The organism is Gracilimonas sediminicola (genome assembly GCF_024320785.1).
In the GTDB taxonomy this organism is placed as follows: Bacteria; Bacteroidota; Rhodothermia; order Balneolales; family Balneolaceae; genus Gracilimonas; species Gracilimonas sediminicola.
The window spans coordinates 2,085,674-2,106,206 of the sequence record NZ_JANDBC010000001.1 but is presented as its reverse complement, the minus strand read 5'-3'; the positions used below and the strand labels follow the sequence as shown (position 1 = coordinate 2,106,206).

Here is a 20,533-nt window from a genome sequence, read left to right as displayed (position 1 = left end):
TCTGAACTCAGAATATTCTGACGAGTGAATACTGAGTTCTGACTCCTTTCTTAACTTCGAAAACAGATTATTAATGTCAGAAGAAAACAACAAAGACAATTGGCCTCTTTGGGAGGTTTTCACTCAACCCAAATCAGGTAAGCCCCATGAGCATGCAGGAAGCTTACATGCTTCAGATAAAGAAATGGCTTTGCAAAATGCTCGGGATACCTACGCACGTAGAAATGAAGGCGTGAGTATCTGGGTGGTTGAATCGAAATATATAACTGCTTCCACACCGGAAGATATGGGTCCCTTTTTCGATCCGGCCAACGATAAGCCCTATCGGCACCCTCAGTTTTACAGTGTACCACGAGCCGTAAAGAAAAGATCATGAGTACAGCTACCAAAGAATTCACCAAGCAACAAGCCTTTTTAACGTACCTGTTGAGGCTGGCAGACGACCGTTTGATTTTAGGACAGCGCAACGCTGAATGGTGCGGACACGGCCCACAGCTTGAAGAAGACCTTGCACTTGCTAACATCTCGCTGGATTTAATCGGACATGCCACCGCCTTGTATGAATATGCAGCTGAAGTTGAGGATGAAGGCCATGATGAGGATCACTTTGCTTTCTTCCGGGATGACCGTGACTTCACCAACCTGCAACTTTGTGAATTGCCCAAAGGTGATTTTGGATTTACTATCGCTCGACAATTTTTGTTCAGCGCTTTCGGTTACTTCCAATACGAGCGACTGAAAGAAGCTGATGACGAACAATTTTCCGGAATGATCAGCAAGCATCTCAAAGAAATAAAATATCACCTGCGGCACAGCCGGGAATGGGTATTGCGCCTGGGTGACGGAACCGAGGAAAGCCACAATCGCATTCAGGAATCCTTCGATGAGCTCTGGATGTACATTGACGAGCTCTTCTACATGGATGAAGTTGACGATTTATTAATGAAAGAAGGAATCGCAATTGATTCATCTGAGTTCAGGAAGGAATTCAAGAAACTGGTGGAAGATACTCTAACGGAAGCCACACTCACGGTTCCAGATTGGGATCAGTTTATGATGAGCGGAAGCCGAAAGGGAATTCACACCGAACATTTGGGACATTTATTAGCTCAGATGCAGTTCCTGAGACGTTCCTATCCCGATGCGGAGTGGAAATAACACAGATTTGAGATAAAGGACATTAGATTTAAGACCTCTGCGCAGTCGGTCTTAAATCTAATATCTATCATCTAACTACTACTTGATGTCAACAATCCAGCTACATACTGAGGAGCAGATTTGGGAGTACCTCAAAGAGGTTACCGATCCCGAAATTCCGGTATTGAATATCGTGGAGATGGGTATTGCCCGAAAAGTTGAGGTTGAAGACGGGCATGTATTAGTTAAAATCACCCCCACTTACTCCGGTTGCCCGGCCATGAACGCCATTGAGAAGCTCGTACATGAGAAGCTGGAAGAACGTCACGTTGAAAACTATTCCGTTAAACTCGACTTCGCTGAGACCTGGACCACCGACTGGATGACCGACGAGGCAAAATCAAAGCTGAAAGATTATGGTATTGCCCCGCCGGAAAAATCCGAAGAGGAAGAAGATTTCCTGAAAAGCCTTTCCAGCACTAAAGTTATTCCCTGCCCTTTTTGTGATTCATTTGAGACAGAGCTGGTAAGTCAATTCGGATCTACAGCCTGCAAATCTCAATATTTCTGTAATAACTGCGATCAGCCTTTCGAGCATTTTAAGTGTATATGACCACGGATTTTGGGATTGTGCAGATTTCAATGATTTTTTGCATTCAATAGTTGCTCCAATTATTTGGATAACAATTTTTGTGAAAAGGCCCTCATTCTATAACTTCATCTCAAACTAAAATCCTTTTAATCCTTTAATCTGCCAAATCCGTGATTCAGACAACTTTAAGTAATGGCATTTTCACCATCACCCTGAACCGCCCCGACAAGCTCAACAGCTTTATCTTCGAAATGGCCAATCAGCTCAAAGAAGCCCTCCATCGCGCCGAATCAGATGATGAAGTACGCTGCGTGTTACTTACCGGTGAGGGACGTGCCTTTTGTGCCGGACAGGATTTAGCAGAGGCAACGGAAGTCTCAAACGACCCCGATCGTGATTTAAGTGAAATTGTGCATCACACCTATATTCCCATAATTAAAGGGATTCGAAAATTGGAGAAACCGGTCGTTTGTGCTGTAAACGGAACAGCTGCCGGAGCCGGAGCCAACATCGCCCTTGCCTGCGATATTGTTATAGCCAGTGAGGAAGCATCTTTCATTCAGTCCTTCTCACAAATTGGGTTGATCCCGGACAGTGGCGGTACCTATATCTTACCCAGACTCATAGGACTTGCCCGTGCTACTGCCCTCACTTTCTTGGGTGAAAAAGTCTCTGCAGCAGAAGCCGTCGAAATGGGTCTGATCTGGAAAGCCTATCCCGCCGAGAAATACATGGATGAAGCAAAAGCTATAGCATCAAAACTGGCCAAAATGCCCACCAAAGGATTTGGGCTTACCAAACGCGGATTCAATGCCGGATTTTCAAACAGCCTTGAAGAACAAATGAAACTGGAAGCCAAACTTCAGGCTGAAGCCGGTAAAACCCATGATTACAATGAGGGAGTAAAAGCTTTTATTGAGAAAAGGAAACCGGAGTTTAAGGGTCAATAGGATCACAGATTTTAATGATTGAGGAATTTCACTGATTTATATACTCGATATTCTACAACTAATCAGTGAAGTCTGCGTAATCTGTGATCGCCCCTTTTACGTTATTAACAACCCTCTTCATTATGAATATTGAACTTAGTAAACACCTAAAACTCCTTCTCAATCTTGAAGAACTCGCACTCTTCATCGGTTCCGTAATTCTCTTTGGATTCGTTACATCATACAGTTGGTGGACCTTCGCCCTGCTCTTCTTCCTTCCTGACATCTCATTTGCTGCCTACCTAATTAACACGAATATCGGTTCATGGATCTACAATTTCTTCCATCATAAGGGATTAATGATCGTGCTTGTCCTAGCTGGATATTTTGCAGAAATAGGATGGCTTATTGCAATAGGAATTGTGTTCTTGAGTCATGCAGCCTTTGATCGTATTTTTGGCTATGGACTCAAATTCCCAGATGATTTCAAGCACACACATTTGGGTAGGATTGGAGGTTAAACTCCCTGAAGCTTCTCAATGTGATTTTTGTATTCCGTATTTTGAAGCGCATTAAAAAACCTGACGTCAGCGGTTTGAACAACCGTATTAAACTTCAAGGCTGTTGAAAGGTACAAAGCATCAAAATAGCTGATGTTAAATGAGGTGGAAAGATCAAAAGCTATCTCATCAATTTGGGAATGGGAAATCAATTTACAAGGCAATGCCCGAAAGTTATTTTTTATTTCTTTTGCCTCCTGTGCTTCTAATTCTCTAATTCTTACTCTTTTTGTCAACACTGCATCAATTTCCAAATAGAAAACCTCTGGGCAAATGAATACGTCCAACTCATCCAAGAGTGATAATGCTTCCTCTGAATGCTCCTCGTTAACAGCCCACTTTAGCGCTAAAGATGCATCAATAACTTTTAGATCACCGGTCACGAATCTCCCGTATATGTTCAACGCTGTCAGAAAATTGCCTTCTTTCTGCTCTATATCTTTCTAAAGTAGCCCTTATTTCTTTTTTCACTTCCTCAGGGTCGGTTTTCCCAAAAGAATCAATCATCTCTTTCAATTCAGCTTGTAAAGAACGATTGTTTCTTTCAGCCCTCTTCTTCCAGTTGTTCAATGTCTTTTCATCAATATTTCTTACTAAAACATCCGGCATAATTATACCTCTTATTTGTTTGATATCATTATGATATCTTTTTTCCCTGTTACTTTCAAGTTTGAAAATTTCCCTCAATTTACAACGCATTCCGTCTCAGATTCCTTATCTTGGAAGCGATTTTTCAGACGATTAAACACGATATTTACTTATGATTAACAACGATGCGAAAATCGGCGTAGTTGGAGCCGGAACAATGGGAACCGGAATTGCACAGGTTGCCGCTACTCAAGGTCACCACGTTTTCTTATACGATGCATATCCCGAACAACTTGAAAAATCCAAAGCGGGACTGGAAAGTATTCTTGCCCGGCAGGTCGAAAAAGAGCGAATGACCCAGGATGAAGTGGATGGCATCTTAAACCGCATTGAGTTTGTGGATAATATCACCGGTTTCGGGGAATGCGGTTTTGTGATTGAAGCTATTGTTGAAGACCTGGATGTAAAAAAAGATACTTTTTCCCGGCTGGAGGCGATTGTCCCCCGTGATTGCGTTTTGGCCTCCAATACTTCTTCCCTCTCCATTGCCGCTATTTCATCAGCCCTTAAAAAGCCCGAGCGTTTTTTAGGCGTCCATTTTTTCAACCCCGCTCCTCTTATGAAACTGGTTGAAGTTATTCCCGGCATTGCCACCGGAGATGATGTCTTCAAATCAACCAAAGAATTTATTCGAAGCTGGGACAAAATCACCGTTTCAGGTAAGGACACTCCCGGCTTTATTGTAAACCGGGTTGCCCGGCCTTTTTACGGGGAAGCGCTGCGTATTTATGAAGAAGGCATCGCTGACGCCGCTACTATCGATTGGGCCATGAAGGAAATCGGCGGCTTCCGAATGGGGCCTTTTGAGCTCATGGACCTGATCGGGCATGATGTAAATTATGAAGTTACCTGCTCGGTATTTGAGGCTTTCTATTATGACCCAAGATTCAAACCCTCCTTTGCTCAAAAACGAATGGTGGAAGCCGGCTGGCTGGGTAGAAAATCGGGACGTGGCTTTTATGACTACCGGGAAGGAGCAGATAACCCGGCTCCGACAAAGGATAAAGAGCTTGGTGAGAAAATCTTCAACCGGATACTGACGATGCTTATCAACGAAGCGTGTGATGCTGTATTTATGAACATCGCATCTATTGAAGACGTTGACCTGGCTATGCAAAATGGAGTCAACTATCCCAAAGGTCTCCTGAAATGGGCCGATGAAATCGGGCTCAAAAATGTGCTTGACCGAATGACAGCCCTGCAGGTTGAATACCGGGAAGACCGATATCGCCCAAACCCATTGTTGAAGAAAATGGTGGCCCAGGAAAAGAATTTTTATGAAGAATAGCTGTCAGCTATCAGACTACTGACGGCTGATAACTTTGCACCAAAACTATGAGTAAAGAAATCAATCCTGTTATAAACCATATGCTCTCAAACGACCCGTTCTCACAATGGATGGGTATCGAGGTATTGGAATCGGATCCCGGTTATTGCAAACTCTCGATGGAAATCAGAGAAGAAATGACCAATGGATTTGGTGTTTGTCATGGCGGGATTACTTTTTCTTTCGCGGACAGCGCCCTGGCTTTTGCCTCTAATTCACGTGGGTCTATTTCACTGGCTTTGGAGAATAATATCAACTTCACCAAAAAAATATCTGTTGGGGATGTTTTAACGGCTGAAACCAAAGAACTTCAAAATGGACGAACAATAGGCGTTTATAAAGTAAAGGTAACCAATCAGGATAATGATCTGGTTGCTGAGTTCAGAGGTACGGTTTACAGGACAGGAAAGCAGCATGATTTGGGTAATTAAAAATTTAGAATTCAAAATTTAGAATTATATGTCAGAAGCATATATCGTTGACGGAATACGAACTCCCATTGGAAAATTAAAAGGATCACTTTCTCCCATCCGGGCTGATGATTTGGCAGCAATTCCCATCAAAGAACTTATAAACAGAAACCCGGGGTTAGATCTTGAAGCGATTGAGGATGTGATTTTGGGATGTGCAAACCAAGCTGGTGAAGATAACCGAAATGTTGCTCGCATGGCTTCACTCTTGGCTGGCATTCCGGTCTCAGTTCCCGGAGAAACGGTAAATCGGTTGTGTGCTTCCGGGATGAGTGCCACCGTAAAGGCTTACCATGCCATAAAAGCAGGCGAAGGAGACGTATTTATTACCGGAGGAGTTGAACACATGACCCGCGGGCCTATTGTTTTAGGAAAGGGTTCCTCTCCCTATTCCGGCACTACTGAAATGCACGATTCCACTTTCGGCTGGCGATTCATCAACCCTAAAATGGAAGAAATGTACGGCACTGATGGAATGGGGATGACCGCTGAAAATGTGGTGGAAATGCATAATATCAGCCGGGAAGATCAGGATAAATTTGCAGCCTGGAGTCAACAAAAAGCCGGAGCTGCGCGCGATTCTGGTCGATTGGCTAAAGAAATTGTACCTGTAGAAATTCCCCGCAGAAAGCAAGATCCATATTTCTTTGAACATGATGAATTTATGCGCCCGGATACAACAGCTGAAATACTGGCTAAACTTCGCCCGGCCTTTAAGAAAGACGGCACTGTTACGGCCGGAAATGCATCAGGCCTGAATGATGGTGCCGGAGCCTTGTTGGTCGCTTCAGACAAAGCCGTGAAGGATTTTGGTTTCAAGCCCAAAGCCCGGATTGTTGCCCATGCTGTGTCAGGCATCGAGCCCCGAATTATGGGATTAGGCCCGGTGGAAGCAGCTCAAAAAGTATTGAGACGAGCGGGAATGAAGCTGGACGACATGGATGTAATTGAATTGAATGAAGCCTTTGCAGGCCAATCTTTGGGTGTAACCCGAATGCTGGAAATGGATGATAACGATCCCCGGCTCAACCCAAACGGAGGAGCTATTGCTTTAGGACACCCACTGGGGATGACCGGTCAGCGATTATTGCAAACAGCCACTGTCGAACTTCACGAAAAAGATTCACACAAATATGCTTTATGCATGCTATGTGTAGGTGTGGGGCAAGGAATGGCAGTCATTCTGGAGAAAGTGTAATCGTAATTTCGTTATTCGTTAATGGGTTTAACGAATAACGAATAACCATTAACGAACATGATTTACGAGTTTAACGGATATAAGCCAGTCGTTCACAAGTCGGCTTTTGTACACCCTCAGGCGGCTGTTACCGGCAATGTGATTATCGGGAAAAATGTGTATATCGGCCCGGGAGCGGCTATTCGTGGCGACTGGGGAAAAATCGTTATCAAAGATGGTTGCAATGTTCAGGAGAACTGTACCATACATATGTTTCCGGGTGTTACTGTTACCTTAGAAGAAAGTGCGCATGTAGGACACGGAGCTATCATTCATGGAGCGCATCTCGGGAAGAACTGCCTGATTGGAATGAATGCCGTCATCATGGATAACGTGAAAATTGGAAAAGAATCCATAGTAGGGGCATTAGCTTTTGTGCCGGAAGGAATGGAAATTCCGGACCGGAAAGTTGTGGTGGGGAATCCTGCAAAAATCGTCAAAGATGTGACGGATGAAATGGCGGCCTGGAAATCAAAAGGAACTGAACTATATCAGCAACTGCCGGGCGAACTTCATGAGACTCTGAAAGAATGTAAACCGTTGCGGGAAGTTCCTGAAGATCGGGAAGACCAACAAATGGGATATGAGACGTGGGGGAAAAAGAAATCAGAATTCAGAACTCAGCAGTCAGAATAGCATGAACACTGAATTCTGACTCCTGAGTTCTTTCATCTAAATTGAATACAAATGATTAAAGTACAAAGCTACATAAAGGGTGAATGGCTCAATGAAGGTACAGAAACTGACCTGATTAGTGCCGTAACTAACGAGCCGGTTGCCCAAATGGTTGAAGCCGAGATTGATTACAAGTCAGCCCTGGAGTATGCACGTAAAGTGGGAGGACCGAAACTCCGCGAGATGAGTATCCACGAGCGAGCCTTTAAGATCAAATTTCTTGGTCAATATCTGATGGAGCGAAAGGAGAAGTATTACGAAATCTCTACCCATACAGGCGCAACCCGTAAGGACTCCTGGATTGATATTGAAGGGGGGCTGATTACCGCTTTTGGCATTTCCAGTAAATCACGCCGGGAACTTTCGGACCTGCCCTGGCATGTGGAAGGTGACACTGAACGACTTTCGCGCAAAGGCACCTTCATGGGGCAGCATATTTGTGTCCCTCGTCACGGAGTAGCCGTTCACATCAATGCCTTTAATTTTCCGGTTTGGGGAATGCTGGAGAAGCTTGCTCCCGCTATCATTGCCGGGATGCCCGTTATTGTAAAGCCAGCTCCCACTGGTTCTTATCTTGCCTGGGAAGTTTTCAAAGATATGATAGAGGCGGATATTCTTCCCGAAGGATCTGTTCAATTTATTGCTGCAGATAAACCCGGCGATTTACTGAATCACCTGATTAGTCAGGATATGGTGGCTTTTACCGGGTCAGCCGTCACAGGTAAAAAACTGAAAGCACATCCCAATATCATCGCAAACAACGTCCCTTTTAACCTGGAGGCCGATTCACTCAATTGCTCTATTCTTGGCAATGATGTAACGCCTGACATGGAAGAGTTTAACCTTTTCATAAGGGAAGTATCGAATGAAATGACGGTTAAAACCGGGCAAAAATGTACGGCCATCCGTCGGACTATTGTTCCTGAGAATTTGGTTGATGATGTCATCGAAGCACTGAAAGCCCGGCTGGAGAAAACAACGATAGGCCACCCTGCTGAGAAGGAAACACGGATGGGCCCTTTGGCCAGCAACCTTCAGGCTGAACGTTTTGAAGAACAGCTACAGCAGCTATCAGAGATTACAGAAACGGCGTATGCTTCAAACGGTAAACAAAATGGTGCTTTTACAAACCCAAGAGTACTTGTTTGTCACAAACCCATGCAGGTTGATGACATCCACCGGCTGGAGGCTTTCGGCCCAATGACAACCGTCATGCCTTACAAGAACACGCAGGAGGCCATCGACCTTGCCAATAAGGCAAATGGCTCACTCGTGGGTTCTCTTTTTACCGCTGATGATGAAATTGCTCAAACCGTTGCCCTGGGATGCGCTCCTTACCACGGGCGTTTTATGGTGATCAACCGGAACTCCGCCGAGGAATCTACCGGACATGGATCACCCATAGCATCCCTTGTACATGGTGGACCCGGACATGCCGGTGGCGGTGAAGAGCTGGGTGGTGCACGTGCTGTGCTTCATAACATGCAGCGGGTTGCCTTACAGGGATCGCCTACTACTCTTCGAAATATTGTTAATCAACACATCAAGGGAGCAGAAACCGAGGAATCGGATAAGCATCCCTTCCAGAAGTACTTTGAAGAGCTTAAGATCGGCGAGGCTTTAACCACTGAGAAGCGAACTGTTACTGATAAAGACGTTGAGGAATTTGCAGAATTAAGCGGAGATCATTTTTATGCACATACCGATCCTGAAGCTGCTTCCCGGTCTCTTTTTGGCAAGATTGTAGCCCATGGTTATTTCGTGCTTTCAGCTACAGCAGGTTTGTTTGTTGATCCCGATGAAGGCCCTGTTATGCTGAATTATGGTCTGGAAAATCTACGGTTCGTGGCTCCTGTCGCCCCCGGCGATACCATTCAGGCTAAATTGATTTTAAAGCGAAAGAATGTCCGCCAGCAAAAGAAAGATGATCCATTTCCTTTCGGAGTGGTTTATTGGGATGTGGAAGTAACGAATCAGGAGGATGCCGTTGTTGCGGAATACACTATTTTGACTCTTATGAAGAGGAAAAACAAATTACCCATAGACGAACAGTAATTTTAAACGCAAAGACCGCCAAGGTTTCGCAGAGGCGCTAAGTGATTTTTTGCGTGCTTTGCGAAATCTCTGCGTTCTTTGCGTGTAACAAAAATTTGAATTTAGAAAACATGTCTGAACAGAACGGAGCAGTTAATCTCACTATCAACAACAACATTGGGACTATCGAGTTCTACCACCCTAAAGGGAATTCTTTACCCGGAGCCATTCTCAGAAAATTGGCGCAGACTATTACTGAAGCAGGCGAGAATGATGACATCAGGGTTCTTGTAATCCAGAGTCGCGGGGACGGTGCTTTTTGCGCCGGTGCTTCTTTTGACGAGCTCATTGCCATCGATGACTACGATACTGGGAAAGAATTCTTCATGGGATTTGCCCTGGTTTTAAATGCCATGCGTACCTGCCCGAAGCTCATCATCGTGAGAGTTCATGGTAAAACTGTAGGCGGTGGAGTTGGCATTGCTGCAGCCGGAGATTATACCTTTGCCGAAGAAAAAGCAGATATCAAACTGAGCGAACTGGCACTCGGCATCGGTCCGTTTGTAGTTGGCCCGGCCGTTGAGCGAAAAGTGGGCAAGAGTGCTTTTTCAGCCCTTTCCATTGACGCCACTAACTGGTACGATGCGGAATGGGCGCTGGAGAATGGCTTATTCAACAAAATTTTCGGCTCTACTTACGATCTGGACCAGGCTATAAGGGCATTAGCTTCCGAATTAGCGAAAAGCAGCCCCGAGGCTATGAAAAATCTGAAAGCCGTTCTCTGGAAAGGAACCGAAGACTGGGATTTACTGCTCGAACAACGGGCTGAAATCAGCGGTCGATTGGTGCTGTCTGATTTCACCAAAAATTTCATCAAGAAGTTCAAGAACAAGTAGCATATAACTGGAATTATCTTTTGATTCCATTTTTGACTTCATTATTGCTATACTCGACAAAACTCAACCAATCGCCCTCTTATGAGACCCTTACTAACTCTACTGCTTTTTCTCTCGTCATCATTCTTAACCGCTGCTCAGGATAAATGGGATGTCACCAATCCCCCGCTTGGCGACTCCACCCATGTTTCATTTACCACCGATGAAGGTACCTGGATGAACCTGGATGTAAGCCCCGACGGACAGGAAATTGTGTTCGACTTATTGGGCGATATCTACATCATGTCAGTAAATGGTGGCGACGCTACACTGCTTAGAGGCGGACATGCCTATGAGGTACAACCGCGATTCAGTCCCGACGGCATGCACATCTCCTTTACCAGCGATGCCGGCGGTGGCGACAATATCTGGGTGATGGACCTTGACGGAAAAAATGCCCGACAAGTGACCGACGAAAGCTTCCGGTTACTAAACAACGCAGTATGGACTCCGGACGGTGAATACATCATCGCTAAAAAACACTTTTCGTCCACCCGCTCATTAGGTGCCGGTGAAATCTGGATGTATCACAAATCAGGCGGCAGCGGAATTCAACTGGTGGAAAAAGCCAATGCTCAGCAAGATATCGGCGAGCCATGGGTTTCTCCGGATGGTCGTTATGTGTACTACAGCCAGGATGTTTATCCAGGGGGATTTTTCCAATACAACAAAGATCCGAATAGCCAGATTTATGCTATTAAACGTTATGACCGGGAAGAGGGAGAAATTGAGACCGTAACCGGAGGAAATGGAGGTGCAATCAGGCCACAAATTTCACCGGATGGGGAAACATTGGCTTTTGTTCGCCGGGTTCGCACAAAATCCGTTTTATATTTGAGGGATTTGGATACGGGAAGAGAATACCCGGTGTTCGATAACCTTAGCAAGGATATGCAAGAAGCCTGGGCCATTTTCGGCCCTTATGCCAACTTTAACTGGCTGCCTGATAACCGGCATATCATCATTTGGGCAAATGGTAAAATCAACAAAGTTGATACTCGTACCGGTGAATCTGAAATTATTCCTTTTGAGGTTGAGTCTTCACACAATATCGTAAAGGCGGTTCGATTCAAGCAGGATATCGCGCCCGACCAGTTCAGAGTAAAAGCTGTCCGACAACTGGTCACTTCGCCTGATGGTCGTAACCTGGTTTGGAGCGCAGCCGGCTACCTTTGGACTAAGCTGCTCCCGGATGGAACCCCTCGCCGTGTAACCAATTCAACAGATTTTGAGTTTGAGCCTTCCTTTTCTCCAGATGGAAAATCTATCACTTATGTTTCTTGGAGTGATGAGAATATGGGGGCAGTGAATGTTGTTCAATTGAATTCAGGGCAGCGAACTTCCACACCCACAAAGGTAACTTCTGAAAAAGGCATTTATAGGGAACCGCGCTTCTCACCGGACGGAAACACCATTGTATTTCGCAAAGAAAGTGGAAACGGACAGCAGGGCTTTGTACATACATTGAACCCGGGAATCTATACCATCCCTGCCCGGGGAGGAACCGAAACCATGATTACGGACGAGGGCGCTATGCCACGGTTCAACGCCAAAGGAGATCGTATTTACTACCAAACAGGCGGATATATTTTTGGAGCCATAAACAAATCATACAAAAGCGTGAACTTACGTGGCGAAGATGAGCAAACCCACTTCACTTCCAGTTACGGGCACGAATTTGTCCCAAGTCCTGACGGAGAGTGGATGGCTTTTTCTAACCTCCACAAAGTTTATATAGCGCCGATCCCCAAAACCGGAAAAACCATTGAGCTGGAACCGAATACAAAATCCGTTCCTGTAAAACAGGTGTCTTCCGAAGCCGGATATCATATGCACTGGTCGGCAGAAAGTGACAAGCTGCACTGGACCCTTGGGGAAGAATATTTCACTGTTGATCTGAAAGAGACGTTTTCTTTCGTTGACGGCGCCCCCGATTCGCTACCTGAGCCGCCAAGTACCGGCAAAAAGCTGGAGCTCGATCTTGAAACCTATGTTCCCGAAGGCTCTATTGCTTTCACCAATGCACGGATCATCACCATGCAGGGAGATACCGTTCTCGAAAACGCCTCCATATTGGTAGAAGGCAACAGAATTGCTGCCATGGGAACCGATATTCAAATTCCATCTTCCGCAAAAGTGATTGATGCCTCCGGCAAAACCATCATGCCCGGTATTGTAGATGTACATGCCCACATTGGCAATTTCCGGCTGGGTGTTAGTCCACAGCAGCAATGGGAGTACTATGCGAACCTCGCTTATGGGGTAACCACTGCTCATGATCCGTCTTCCAATTCGGAAATGATTTTCTCTCATGCTGAAGCCATCAAGGCCGGACATATGGTAGGCCCTCGCGTATTCTCCACCGGTGTGATTTTATACGGAGCCGATGGATCCATCAAAACGGAAATCAACAGTTACGAAGATGCGCTTTTTGCGCTCGAAAGAACCAAAGCCTGGGGAGCTTTCTCTGTGAAGAGCTATAACCAGCCTCGCAGAAACCAGCGCCAGCAGGTTATCAAAGCTGCACAGGAATTGGAAATGATGGTGATGCCTGAAGGCGGATCAACTTTCACCCATAACATGAGTATGATTCTTGACGGACATACCGGAATTGAGCATAACATCCCGGTTGCTCCTCTTTATAAGGATGTAATTCAGCTTTGGGGCGCCAGTGAAACCGGATATACACCCACCCATGTTGTAAACTACGGGAGCAAAAGCGGTGAATATTATTTCTATCAGAAGAATAATGTGTGGGAAAATGAGAAACTGCTGACCTTTACTCCCCGCGGTGTAATTGATCCCCGCTCCCGTCATCGTACTATGATTCCTGACGAAGAATACGAAAACGGCCATATTCTGACAGCCGAGTCTGATAAAATGCTGGCCGATGCCGGTGTGAAAGTAAACCTCGGTGCACATGGTCAGCTTCAGGGATTGGGAGCCCACTGGGAACTCTGGATGTTTGAGCAGGGAGGCATGTCTAACATGGAAGCCCTGAGAGTTGCTACCCTGAACGGAGCTCATTACCTGGGAATGGATCATAAAATAGGTTCCCTGAAAGTTGGGAAACTGGCCGACCTGATTGTCTTGGATGAAAATCCCCTGGAAGATATCCGAAACACTAATTCAGTTACTTATACCATGGTAAATGGCCGTCTGTTTGATGCTGCAACCATGAATGAAGTAGGTAACCAACCTAAGGAACGACTTCCTTTCTGGTGGGAACGAGATGGCTATCGTGATGAATTCGACTGGCATGCCATTACTCTTGAAGCAGCCGGATTGCAATGTACCTGCTTTGGCAGTCACTAACCTTCGTACCGACGCGGAGCGATCGGCACGAGGTTAAGTTAACGTGAGTAATTTAATGTATGATAGATAGCGCAAGCTGGCTCTGACGCTCTGCGTCGGAGCCTTTTTAATGTACCGGACATGAACCATCAAGATGTCATCAACGAACTGAGAAAATATGCTGACCCTGAGAAGGCTAAGCACTCCTCACGATTTTTTAAATCGGGTCCGGGAGAATATGGTGAAGGGGATGATTTTTTGGGGATCAAAGTTCCCGATCAGCGTAAAGTGGCTAAAAAATACCGGGAGCTGCCTGCAACAGAAATTGGGAAGTTACTGCACCATAAGATTCATGAAGTCCGACTTACCGCCGCCCTGTTGATGGTTTATAAGGTTGAGAAAGGCGGGGACGAAGAACTCGAACAGATGACGAAGGTGTATCTTGACAACCTGTCCGGCTTTAATAATTGGGATATCATCGACAGTTCCTGCCATAAGATCCTCGGCCCTTTTTTGGAAAATAAAGACCGGGGTTTGTTGTATGATTTTGCTAAATCCAATGATCTCTGGAAAAAGCGAATCGCCATGATTACCTGCTATCATTTCATAAGGCAGAATGACTTCGAAGATGCGCTGGATATCGCGGAGATACTGGTGCAGGATGATCACGATCTTATTCAAAAAGCCGTTGGCTGGATGTTGCGGGAAATCGGGAACCGCGACCGGGATGCGGAAGAAGAATTCCTTAGAAAATACTACCGGATTATGCCGAGAACAATGCTGAGATATGCCATCGAGAAGTTTGACGAGCCACTTCGTTTAAAATACCTGCATGGTGAGATTTAAGGAGCTTTAATAAATAAGTAACCTTTCCAAAGTTATCATTAGATGATATATAATTTCGAGATCGATATAACTTTGGAAAGGTTATGGTGAAATTTATGGGTGAGCTTTAGATAGTAATAACAGTTTATTATTAATTATAGTCCCTTTACAACTTTGGAAGAGTTATTTCTAAGGTTAAAATCGCAAGGTAAAAGTTGAACCTTTTCCGGTTTCGGAATTCAAAATCAGGCTGCCGCCATGCAGGCGCATTATTTGTCGGGAAAGGCTCAGCCCAATTCCTGATCCTTTACTTTTCCCGTTACTACCCACCGTATAAAACGGGATGAATATCTTCTCCTTCATAGCTTTCTTCACACCCGGACCGTTGTCCTGAATTTGAATGATCACTTTACCTGATTCCTCTATCCCTCCCTTCATCAAAATCACCCCATCTTCCTGATCCGACAAAACCCGAATCGCATTCTTAACCAGATTAATCAGCACCTGTTCAACCAGGTGTGGATCAGCGGTGAATTCCAGGCTTTCCGGATCTACTTCTACCTTGATTTGTATGCCCTCTTTGGCGGCTTCTGTCTTCATGAGGCTGGCGGTTCGGTCCAGCGCTTCTTTCACCTTGAAAAGCTCATAGCTTGGTTCCGGAATCTGGGTAAAATCACGGTAAGAATTCACAAATCGCATTAGTCCCTGGCTTCGGTTACTTATGGTCGTCAACGCATCGGTCACATCTTCAATGGTTTCCTGATTCAGCTCTACATGATGTTCTTGCGGAACCATATTCTCCTCCAGCAACATTTTCACCGTGCCGGAAAGAGATGAAATCGGGGTGATAGAGTTCATAATTTCGTGAGCCAAAACCTGGGTAAGGTTTTGCCAGGCCTCCATCTCTTTTTCTTCCAGCTCGGTATGAATGTTCTGGAATGAAACGAGCTTGTACGCTTCGTCTCTCATCCTGAACTCGGTGGCATACATCGCCAGCTGCAGCGTTTCGTTTTGGATAGTCACCCGAATCAGGCTTCGGTTGCCTCCCTTCTGTTTTTTTACGGTTTTATAGAGCGACCCGGATATATTTTTAAGGGAATCCAGAGTCCGTAAGGTCGCTACTTTAAACAGCCGTTTGGCTGCGGTATTCAACAAAACCACCTCTCCTTTTCCATTAAAACAAACCAAGCCAATACCGATGTGCTGAACCACCGTTTCCAGGTATCGAATGCTTTCCTCTTTTTTGCTGCGCTCTTCTTTGAATTTTTCGATGACATCACTGAAAGCCGCATTTAAATCATCAAAGTTACTGCCCAAACCGTGATTTCTGAATGCTCCTGTGAAATCTGAATATCGAATAGCCTCCAAAAAGCGGGTGAGTAATACGTTGGTTCGTTCCAGATACTTTATCAACGCAATTACCTGCCCGGCAATGATGGCTCCCAGAATCACCATGCTCACGTAGTACTCCGTTTCGAGCACCAGGTAACACACCAGCAGCAAGGTTGCAGCCAGCATCAGAATGCGTAGTATGATTCCAAATCGGAAGCTTTTAATCATGATGTTCTATCATTTACATTGCTTGGCTTTCAGGTATCAGAAGAGTACATTCTGCAGAGTACAAAACCTGACAGCTACAGTCCATATTTCTCCAATCTTCGATACAGTGATGCACGGGTTAGTCCCAACTCTTCTGCTGCATGCGATATATTACCGCCGTGTTTATCCATTGCTTTGCGAATCACCGTCTTTTCCACTTCTTCCAGGTTCAACCCCGATACCGGCAGTTTATGATCGTTACCTGAAACGGAGGTAAGCAGGAAATCACCCTTCTGTAGTTGCTCCTCGTCCGTCATAATAACCGCCCGCTCAACGGCGTGTTCCAGCTCCCGGATATTGCCCGGCCAGTGGTATTCTTTCAGGTGATTCAACGCCTGATCCGTGATCCCTTTGATTTCTTTTTTGTACTTCGATCTGTACTGTTTCAAAAAGTGTTCAGCCAGCAAGGGAATGTCTTCTGTACGCTCCCAGAGCGGTGGCAGCTTAATCTCAATGGTGTTTATCCGGTAAAGCAGGTCCTGACGAAATTCCTGTTTCTCCACCATCTCCCCTAAGCTTTCGTTGGTTGCACAAATCAGCCGAATATCAATTTTTGTGGTTTTGTTGGAACCAATTCTCCGAATCTCATGCGTTTGCAAAGCAGATAAAAGCTTAGGCTGCAGCTGAAGCGGTATGTTTCCCACTTCATCTAAAAAGAGCGTTCCTCCATGGGCTATTTCGAACCGGCCGGCCCGTGATTCTTTGGCATCGGTAAAGGCGCCCTTTTCGTGGCCAAATAATTCACTTTCGAACAAGCCTTCTGGCAAAGCTCCCATATCAACGGTAATAAAAGCATTCTCACTTCGGTTTGAGCGCCTGTGCAACGCCCGGGCCACCAGTTCTTTTCCTGTTCCGTTCTCCCCGGTAATCAAAACGTTGGCGTCCGTTTTTGCCACTTTTTCAATGGTTTGAAACACCTGCTCCATCGCCCGGCTTTTCCCAATGATATTCTGATATGGCTGTTCCATATCCGCTTTTAGCGCGGCATTTTGCGTTCGCAGTTTTTGAGAATCCCTTTTAGACTGACTCAGATTCATAGCCGAGGTGACAGTAGCCAGCAATTTTTCATTTTGCCAGGGCTTTAGTACAAAATCAGAGGCACCTGTTTTTACTGCCAGAACTGCTTTCTCTACGTCGCCATAAGCCGTTATCAACACCACGGCCATCGCCGGGTCTATCTCCAGGATTTTCTCCAGCCAATAGAAACCCTCTTCCCCGCTGCTCACATCCTCATGGAAGTTCATATCCAACAAAATGGCATCGTAATCATATTCTTTCATCAGCGAGGGAATCAGCTTAGGGTTGCTTTCCACATCCACTTTTTCAACATGCTGCTTTAAATACAAACGAGCTGCATTCAGCACATCGGTATCATCATCCACTACAAGTATTCGGCCTGTTTTCTTCATTTAGTTTATGTGAGATTGTGTTGAAGTGCTAAAGTGCTAAAGCGTTAAAGTGTTAAGGTGTTTGCGTATTCAAGAATCAAAAAAGTAACACTTCAACACTTTAGTACTTTGACACTTATTAGCTAATATCATACCAGTTGTAACATTTACCCTTTGAGATAGTCTAATCCTCGTAATTCCACAATCGAAGTGTACGATATCGAACATCTGATGTTGGAATGTGAACATTAATCGGGAAAGAATCATCCTTAATTCCCTTTTACCACACATTCATTTAATTTGGCACGTATCTTGATTATCTACTTCAAAAATTAACTACATAAAAACCAGCAGGACATTTACGAATGGGAATGGATCGAAAAATTGAAAAGAAAACCTGGACGCTAAAACGCTTCCTTATGATTGCAGGCGTTCTCGCTTTTGCAAGCTTAAGCGTGTATGCATTTTGGTTTATGGATGTGCGATCTACGTTGAATGTGGAAAGAGAAAAACTAACCATCGCAACCGTACAGGAAGACACCTTTCAGGAGTTTATACAGGTAACGGGAACGGTTCAGCCTATTCAAACCATCTACCTTGATGCCATTGAAGGCGGCGTGGTGCAGGAAGTTTTTCTTGAATCCGGAACGATGGTTGAGGAAGGCGATACCATCCTGACCCTCACTAATTCCGGGCTGCAGCTTCAGGTGATGCAGCAAACTTCGGGGCTCTACGATCAAATCAATAACGTGCGCAACTCAAGATTAAACCTGGAACAGAATACTCTGCAGCTTCAGGATCAGCTGGCAAGTGCCAAATCCCAAATGGAAATTTTAAAGTCGCAGTATGATCGTCAGAAAAAGCTGGTTGAACGGGATCTGATTTCTGAACAAGAATTCCAGACCACAAAGGAGAATTATGAGTATCAGAAACGGCGCTACGAATTGACCTACGAATCCTATAAGAAGGATTCCATTCAAACGATTACGCAGCTGAGGCAGCTTAATAATTCCGAAGACAGAATGTTTCAGAATCTGGAAGCCGTTCAGCAAATCCTGGATAACCTATCCGTTACGGCACCTATTTCGGGTCAATTGAGCACCATTGAATTAAACCAGGGGCAGTCCATTTCTTCCGGAGAGCGTATCGGACAAGTCGATATCATGGACGGTTACAAAGTTCGGGTAGCGATTGATGAATATCACTTATCGCGAATAACGCAGGGGCTCCGGGGCTCTTTCCCTTTTGACGGGCAGTCGCACGAGCTGGTGATTACAAAAATTTATCCCGTCATTAACAACGGGCAGTTTGAAGTGGATATGGAATTTGTGAATAAAGCACCGGAAGGCCTGCGCCGGGGACAAACAGTGAGAATACGTCTTGAGCTGGGGGAATCGGCCAGTGCGGTTCAGATTCCAAGAGGTGGGTTCTATCAAACTACCGGTGGCAACTGGGTATTTGTTGTAAATGAAAGTGAAGGAAAGGCCTATCGCAGAGATATAAGGCTCGGCCGGCAGAATCCTGAATATTTTGAAGTACTGAGCGGAGTATCGCCCGGAGAAAAAGTCATTACCTCAAGTTATGATACGTTTGGGGATAATGAGGTTTTAGTGTTAGAGTGATGATGTGTTTAAGAGATAAAGTGTTTAAGTGTTAACGTATTTACGTTTTTGAAATGAGTAAAATTGAAAGATATGAGGATTTAAAGTGCTGGCAGCAATCAAGATTGTTGGTGAACCAAATCTATAAATTGGTCTCTGATTCCTCATTGAAGAAAGAATTTGCACTAACTGATCAGCTGAAAAGGGCTTCTATATCTGTGATGACAAATATTGCAGAGGGCTTCAATCGCTACCATAAAAAAGACTTTATTCGATTCTTAGACTACTCCCAAAGTTCAGCCCAGGAAGTAAAGAGTCTACTATACATTGTTGAAGATCAAGGAATGATTGAAACGGAAAGGATTAAAGAAATTCAAAATAATTGTGACCACTGCCAAGCTATGGTGCTCTCTTTGATAAATCATATTAATAACACTTTGAAAAACTCAAATCAAACAAACGAACCAGAAGTTCTATACATCTCAGATGAGTATTTAGGTCACTGAGATAAACTTTAACACGTGAACACGTTCAAAACCTTACTACCATGATTCAAACAAAAAACCTTAAGAAAGTATATACCACTGAAGAAGTGGAAACGACTGCGTTGAGCAACGTGAACCTCGAGATCAAGGAGGGCGAATTTGTAGCCATTATGGGGCCTTCAGGCTGCGGAAAATCTACCCTGTTGAATATTATGGGACTCCTGGATAATCCTTCCGATGGTGAATATCACTTTTTAGGACATGAGATCTCTACTCATTCCGAAAGAGAAAGAGCCCAGCTCAGAAAAGGAAATATTGGATTCATCTTCCAGAGCTTTAACCTGATTGATGAGCTCACGGTATTCGAAAATGTGGAACTTCCGCTGCTATATCTCGGAGTTGATTCCGCCGAACGCAAAGAGAAAGTGGAAACGGCGCTCGACCGAATGGGAATGATGCACCGACGCAATCACTTTCCGCAACAACTTTCCGGTGGTCAGCAACAGCGCGTTGCCATTGCCCGGGCCGTAGTAGCTAATGCCAAGCTGATCCTCGCCGATGAGCCTACCGGTAACCTGGATTCGGATCACGGCGATGAAGTGATGAAACTTTTGGCTGAACTTAACGAAGCCGGCACCACCATCGTGATGGTAACCCACTCTCCGCATGATGCCGATTACGCCCGTCGTGTCATTCACCTGTTTGACGGCCACGTAGTGACCGAGAATATGCAGGAAGGGTTTCATGTATGATTATTAACGTGTGAGCGTGTTTAAGTGTTAACGAAAAGAACTCAC

Annotated in this window: 20 protein-coding genes; 16 read left to right on the top strand and 4 right to left on the bottom strand. The window is 45.0% G+C overall.

Translation table 11 applies throughout. From position 1 onward, the window contains the following. Positions 1 to 73 precede the first annotated feature (73 nt). The 5 genes from paaB to NM125_RS09495 all read left to right on the top strand — a co-directional run bounded on the left by paaB (position 74) and on the right by NM125_RS09495 (position 3,179). Positions 74 to 376, top strand: a complete 303-nt coding sequence (gene paaB / locus NM125_RS09515; RefSeq protein ID WP_255134668.1) for a 1,2-phenylacetyl-CoA epoxidase subunit PaaB — start codon at positions 74 to 76, stop codon at positions 374 to 376. Beyond that, on the top strand, positions 373 to 1,158 hold the full coding sequence (gene paaC, locus NM125_RS09510; RefSeq protein WP_255134667.1) for a 1,2-phenylacetyl-CoA epoxidase subunit PaaC: 786 nt from the start codon (positions 373 to 375) through the stop codon (positions 1,156 to 1,158). Before paaB ends, paaC begins: the two co-directional genes overlap by 4 nt. 85 nt (positions 1,159 to 1,243) lie before the next feature. Beyond that, positions 1,244 to 1,750: a 1,2-phenylacetyl-CoA epoxidase subunit PaaD gene (paaD, locus tag NM125_RS09505; protein WP_255134666.1), complete on the top strand. Its 507-nt coding sequence runs from the start codon at positions 1,244 to 1,246 to the stop codon at positions 1,748 to 1,750. Positions 1,751 to 1,899: 149 nt separating this feature from the next. After that, complete coding sequence (locus NM125_RS09500; protein WP_255134665.1) at positions 1,900 to 2,679, top strand: enoyl-CoA hydratase-related protein; 780 nt, start codon at positions 1,900 to 1,902, stop codon at positions 2,677 to 2,679. 122 nt (positions 2,680 to 2,801) lie between these two features. Next, positions 2,802 to 3,179 carry a DUF4260 domain-containing protein gene (locus tag NM125_RS09495; RefSeq protein ID WP_255134664.1) on the top strand — a complete coding sequence of 126 codons (378 nt, stop codon included), beginning with the start codon at positions 2,802 to 2,804 and terminating at the stop codon, positions 3,177 to 3,179. Here the strand turns inward: NM125_RS09495 and NM125_RS09490 are convergent. After that, positions 3,176 to 3,601 carry a type II toxin-antitoxin system VapC family toxin gene (locus NM125_RS09490; protein ID WP_255134663.1) on the bottom strand — a complete coding sequence of 142 codons (426 nt, stop codon included), beginning with the start codon at positions 3,599 to 3,601 and terminating at the stop codon, positions 3,176 to 3,178. The genes NM125_RS09495 and NM125_RS09490 overlap by 4 nt on opposite strands. Beyond that, complete coding sequence (locus NM125_RS09485) at positions 3,591 to 3,917, bottom strand: FitA-like ribbon-helix-helix domain-containing protein (RefSeq protein WP_255134662.1); 327 nt, start codon at positions 3,915 to 3,917, stop codon at positions 3,591 to 3,593. The genes NM125_RS09490 and NM125_RS09485 overlap by 11 nt, the downstream gene beginning before the upstream one ends. A 61-nt stretch (positions 3,918 to 3,978) precedes the next feature. On the opposite strand from NM125_RS09485, the gene NM125_RS09480 reads away from it, so the two are divergent. From NM125_RS09480 to NM125_RS09445, 8 genes are all read left to right on the top strand, one after another. After that, on the top strand, positions 3,979 to 5,154 hold the full coding sequence (locus NM125_RS09480) for a 3-hydroxyacyl-CoA dehydrogenase NAD-binding domain-containing protein (protein ID WP_255134661.1): 1,176 nt from the start codon (positions 3,979 to 3,981) through the stop codon (positions 5,152 to 5,154). Between the two features lie 47 nt (positions 5,155 to 5,201). Next, the gene (paaI, locus tag NM125_RS09475; RefSeq protein ID WP_255134660.1) at positions 5,202 to 5,624 is read left to right on the top strand and encodes a hydroxyphenylacetyl-CoA thioesterase PaaI; all 423 of its coding nucleotides are present in this window, start codon (positions 5,202 to 5,204) and stop codon (positions 5,622 to 5,624) included. Positions 5,625 to 5,652: 28 nt separating this feature from the next. Further along, positions 5,653 to 6,861: a 3-oxoadipyl-CoA thiolase gene (gene pcaF / locus NM125_RS09470; protein WP_255134659.1), complete on the top strand. Its 1,209-nt coding sequence runs from the start codon at positions 5,653 to 5,655 to the stop codon at positions 6,859 to 6,861. Between the two features lie 57 nt (positions 6,862 to 6,918). Continuing rightward, positions 6,919 to 7,536 (top strand): acyltransferase, encoded by a 618-nt coding sequence (locus NM125_RS09465; protein ID WP_255134658.1) that lies wholly within the window; start codon positions 6,919 to 6,921, stop codon positions 7,534 to 7,536. A gap of 51 nt (positions 7,537 to 7,587) precedes the next feature. Further along, the gene (paaZ, locus tag NM125_RS09460; protein WP_255134657.1) at positions 7,588 to 9,630 is read left to right on the top strand and encodes a phenylacetic acid degradation bifunctional protein PaaZ; all 2,043 of its coding nucleotides are present in this window, start codon (positions 7,588 to 7,590) and stop codon (positions 9,628 to 9,630) included. Positions 9,631 to 9,740: 110 nt separating this feature from the next. Next, positions 9,741 to 10,505 carry an enoyl-CoA hydratase/isomerase family protein gene (locus tag NM125_RS09455; protein WP_255134656.1) on the top strand — a complete coding sequence of 255 codons (765 nt, stop codon included), beginning with the start codon at positions 9,741 to 9,743 and terminating at the stop codon, positions 10,503 to 10,505. An 81-nt stretch (positions 10,506 to 10,586) separates the two neighbouring features. After that, positions 10,587 to 13,859 carry an amidohydrolase family protein gene (locus NM125_RS09450; RefSeq protein ID WP_255134655.1) on the top strand — a complete coding sequence of 1,091 codons (3,273 nt, stop codon included), beginning with the start codon at positions 10,587 to 10,589 and terminating at the stop codon, positions 13,857 to 13,859. Positions 13,860 to 13,979: 120 nt separating this feature from the next. Then, the gene (locus NM125_RS09445) at positions 13,980 to 14,684 is read left to right on the top strand and encodes a DNA alkylation repair protein (RefSeq protein ID WP_255134654.1); all 705 of its coding nucleotides are present in this window, start codon (positions 13,980 to 13,982) and stop codon (positions 14,682 to 14,684) included. A gap of 174 nt (positions 14,685 to 14,858) precedes the next feature. On the opposite strand, the gene NM125_RS09440 is transcribed toward NM125_RS09445, so the two are convergent. After that, positions 14,859 to 16,223 carry a sensor histidine kinase gene (locus NM125_RS09440; RefSeq protein ID WP_255134653.1) on the bottom strand — a complete coding sequence of 455 codons (1,365 nt, stop codon included), beginning with the start codon at positions 16,221 to 16,223 and terminating at the stop codon, positions 14,859 to 14,861. A gap of 74 nt (positions 16,224 to 16,297) precedes the next feature. Beyond that, positions 16,298 to 17,671, bottom strand: a complete 1,374-nt coding sequence (locus NM125_RS09435) for a sigma-54-dependent transcriptional regulator (RefSeq protein ID WP_255134652.1) — start codon at positions 17,669 to 17,671, stop codon at positions 16,298 to 16,300. Between the two features lie 350 nt (positions 17,672 to 18,021). On the opposite strand from NM125_RS09435, the gene NM125_RS09430 reads away from it, so the two are divergent. The 3 genes from NM125_RS09430 to NM125_RS09420 are packed head-to-tail and all read left to right on the top strand — an operon-like array spanning position 18,022 to position 20,488. Then, a complete protein-coding gene (locus NM125_RS09430) occupies positions 18,022 to 19,272 on the top strand; it encodes an efflux RND transporter periplasmic adaptor subunit (RefSeq protein WP_255134651.1) in 1,251 nt (416 codons plus the stop codon). 53 nt (positions 19,273 to 19,325) lie between these two features. Further along, entirely contained in the window at positions 19,326 to 19,757 is a 432-nt protein-coding gene (locus NM125_RS09425; protein ID WP_255134650.1) for a four helix bundle protein, read from the top strand. Between the two features lie 41 nt (positions 19,758 to 19,798). After that, positions 19,799 to 20,488, top strand: a complete 690-nt coding sequence (locus NM125_RS09420) for an ABC transporter ATP-binding protein (protein ID WP_255134649.1) — start codon at positions 19,799 to 19,801, stop codon at positions 20,486 to 20,488. Positions 20,489 to 20,533 lie beyond the last annotated feature (45 nt).

Excerpts from the sequence above, each read along its gene's own strand:
- paaB (WP_255134668.1), top strand. The coding sequence starts at position 74 with ATGTCAGAAGAAAACAACAAAGACAATTGGCCTCTTTGGGAGGTTTTC.
- paaC (WP_255134667.1), top strand. The coding sequence starts at position 373 with ATGAGTACAGCTACCAAAGAATTCACCAAGCAACAAGCCTTTTTAACG.
- paaD (WP_255134666.1), top strand. The coding sequence starts at position 1,244 with ATGTCAACAATCCAGCTACATACTGAGGAGCAGATTTGGGAGTACCTC.
- NM125_RS09495 (WP_255134664.1), top strand. The coding sequence starts at position 2,802 with ATGAATATTGAACTTAGTAAACACCTAAAACTCCTTCTCAATCTTGAA.
- NM125_RS09485 (WP_255134662.1), bottom strand. The coding sequence starts at position 3,917 with ATGCGTTGTAAATTGAGGGAAATTTTCAAACTTGAAAGTAACAGGGAA.
- NM125_RS09480 (WP_255134661.1), top strand. The coding sequence starts at position 3,979 with ATGATTAACAACGATGCGAAAATCGGCGTAGTTGGAGCCGGAACAATG.
- paaI (WP_255134660.1), top strand. The coding sequence starts at position 5,202 with ATGAGTAAAGAAATCAATCCTGTTATAAACCATATGCTCTCAAACGAC.
- pcaF (WP_255134659.1), top strand. The coding sequence starts at position 5,653 with ATGTCAGAAGCATATATCGTTGACGGAATACGAACTCCCATTGGAAAA.
- NM125_RS09465 (WP_255134658.1), top strand. The coding sequence starts at position 6,919 with ATGATTTACGAGTTTAACGGATATAAGCCAGTCGTTCACAAGTCGGCT.
- paaZ (WP_255134657.1), top strand. The coding sequence starts at position 7,588 with ATGATTAAAGTACAAAGCTACATAAAGGGTGAATGGCTCAATGAAGGT.
- NM125_RS09455 (WP_255134656.1), top strand. The coding sequence starts at position 9,741 with ATGTCTGAACAGAACGGAGCAGTTAATCTCACTATCAACAACAACATT.
- NM125_RS09450 (WP_255134655.1), top strand. The coding sequence starts at position 10,587 with ATGAGACCCTTACTAACTCTACTGCTTTTTCTCTCGTCATCATTCTTA.
- NM125_RS09445 (WP_255134654.1), top strand. The coding sequence starts at position 13,980 with ATGAACCATCAAGATGTCATCAACGAACTGAGAAAATATGCTGACCCT.
- NM125_RS09440 (WP_255134653.1), bottom strand. The coding sequence starts at position 16,223 with ATGATTAAAAGCTTCCGATTTGGAATCATACTACGCATTCTGATGCTG.
- NM125_RS09435 (WP_255134652.1), bottom strand. The coding sequence starts at position 17,671 with ATGAAGAAAACAGGCCGAATACTTGTAGTGGATGATGATACCGATGTG.
- NM125_RS09430 (WP_255134651.1), top strand. The coding sequence starts at position 18,022 with ATGGATCGAAAAATTGAAAAGAAAACCTGGACGCTAAAACGCTTCCTT.
- NM125_RS09425 (WP_255134650.1), top strand. The coding sequence starts at position 19,326 with ATGAGTAAAATTGAAAGATATGAGGATTTAAAGTGCTGGCAGCAATCA.
- NM125_RS09420 (WP_255134649.1), top strand. The coding sequence starts at position 19,799 with ATGATTCAAACAAAAAACCTTAAGAAAGTATATACCACTGAAGAAGTG.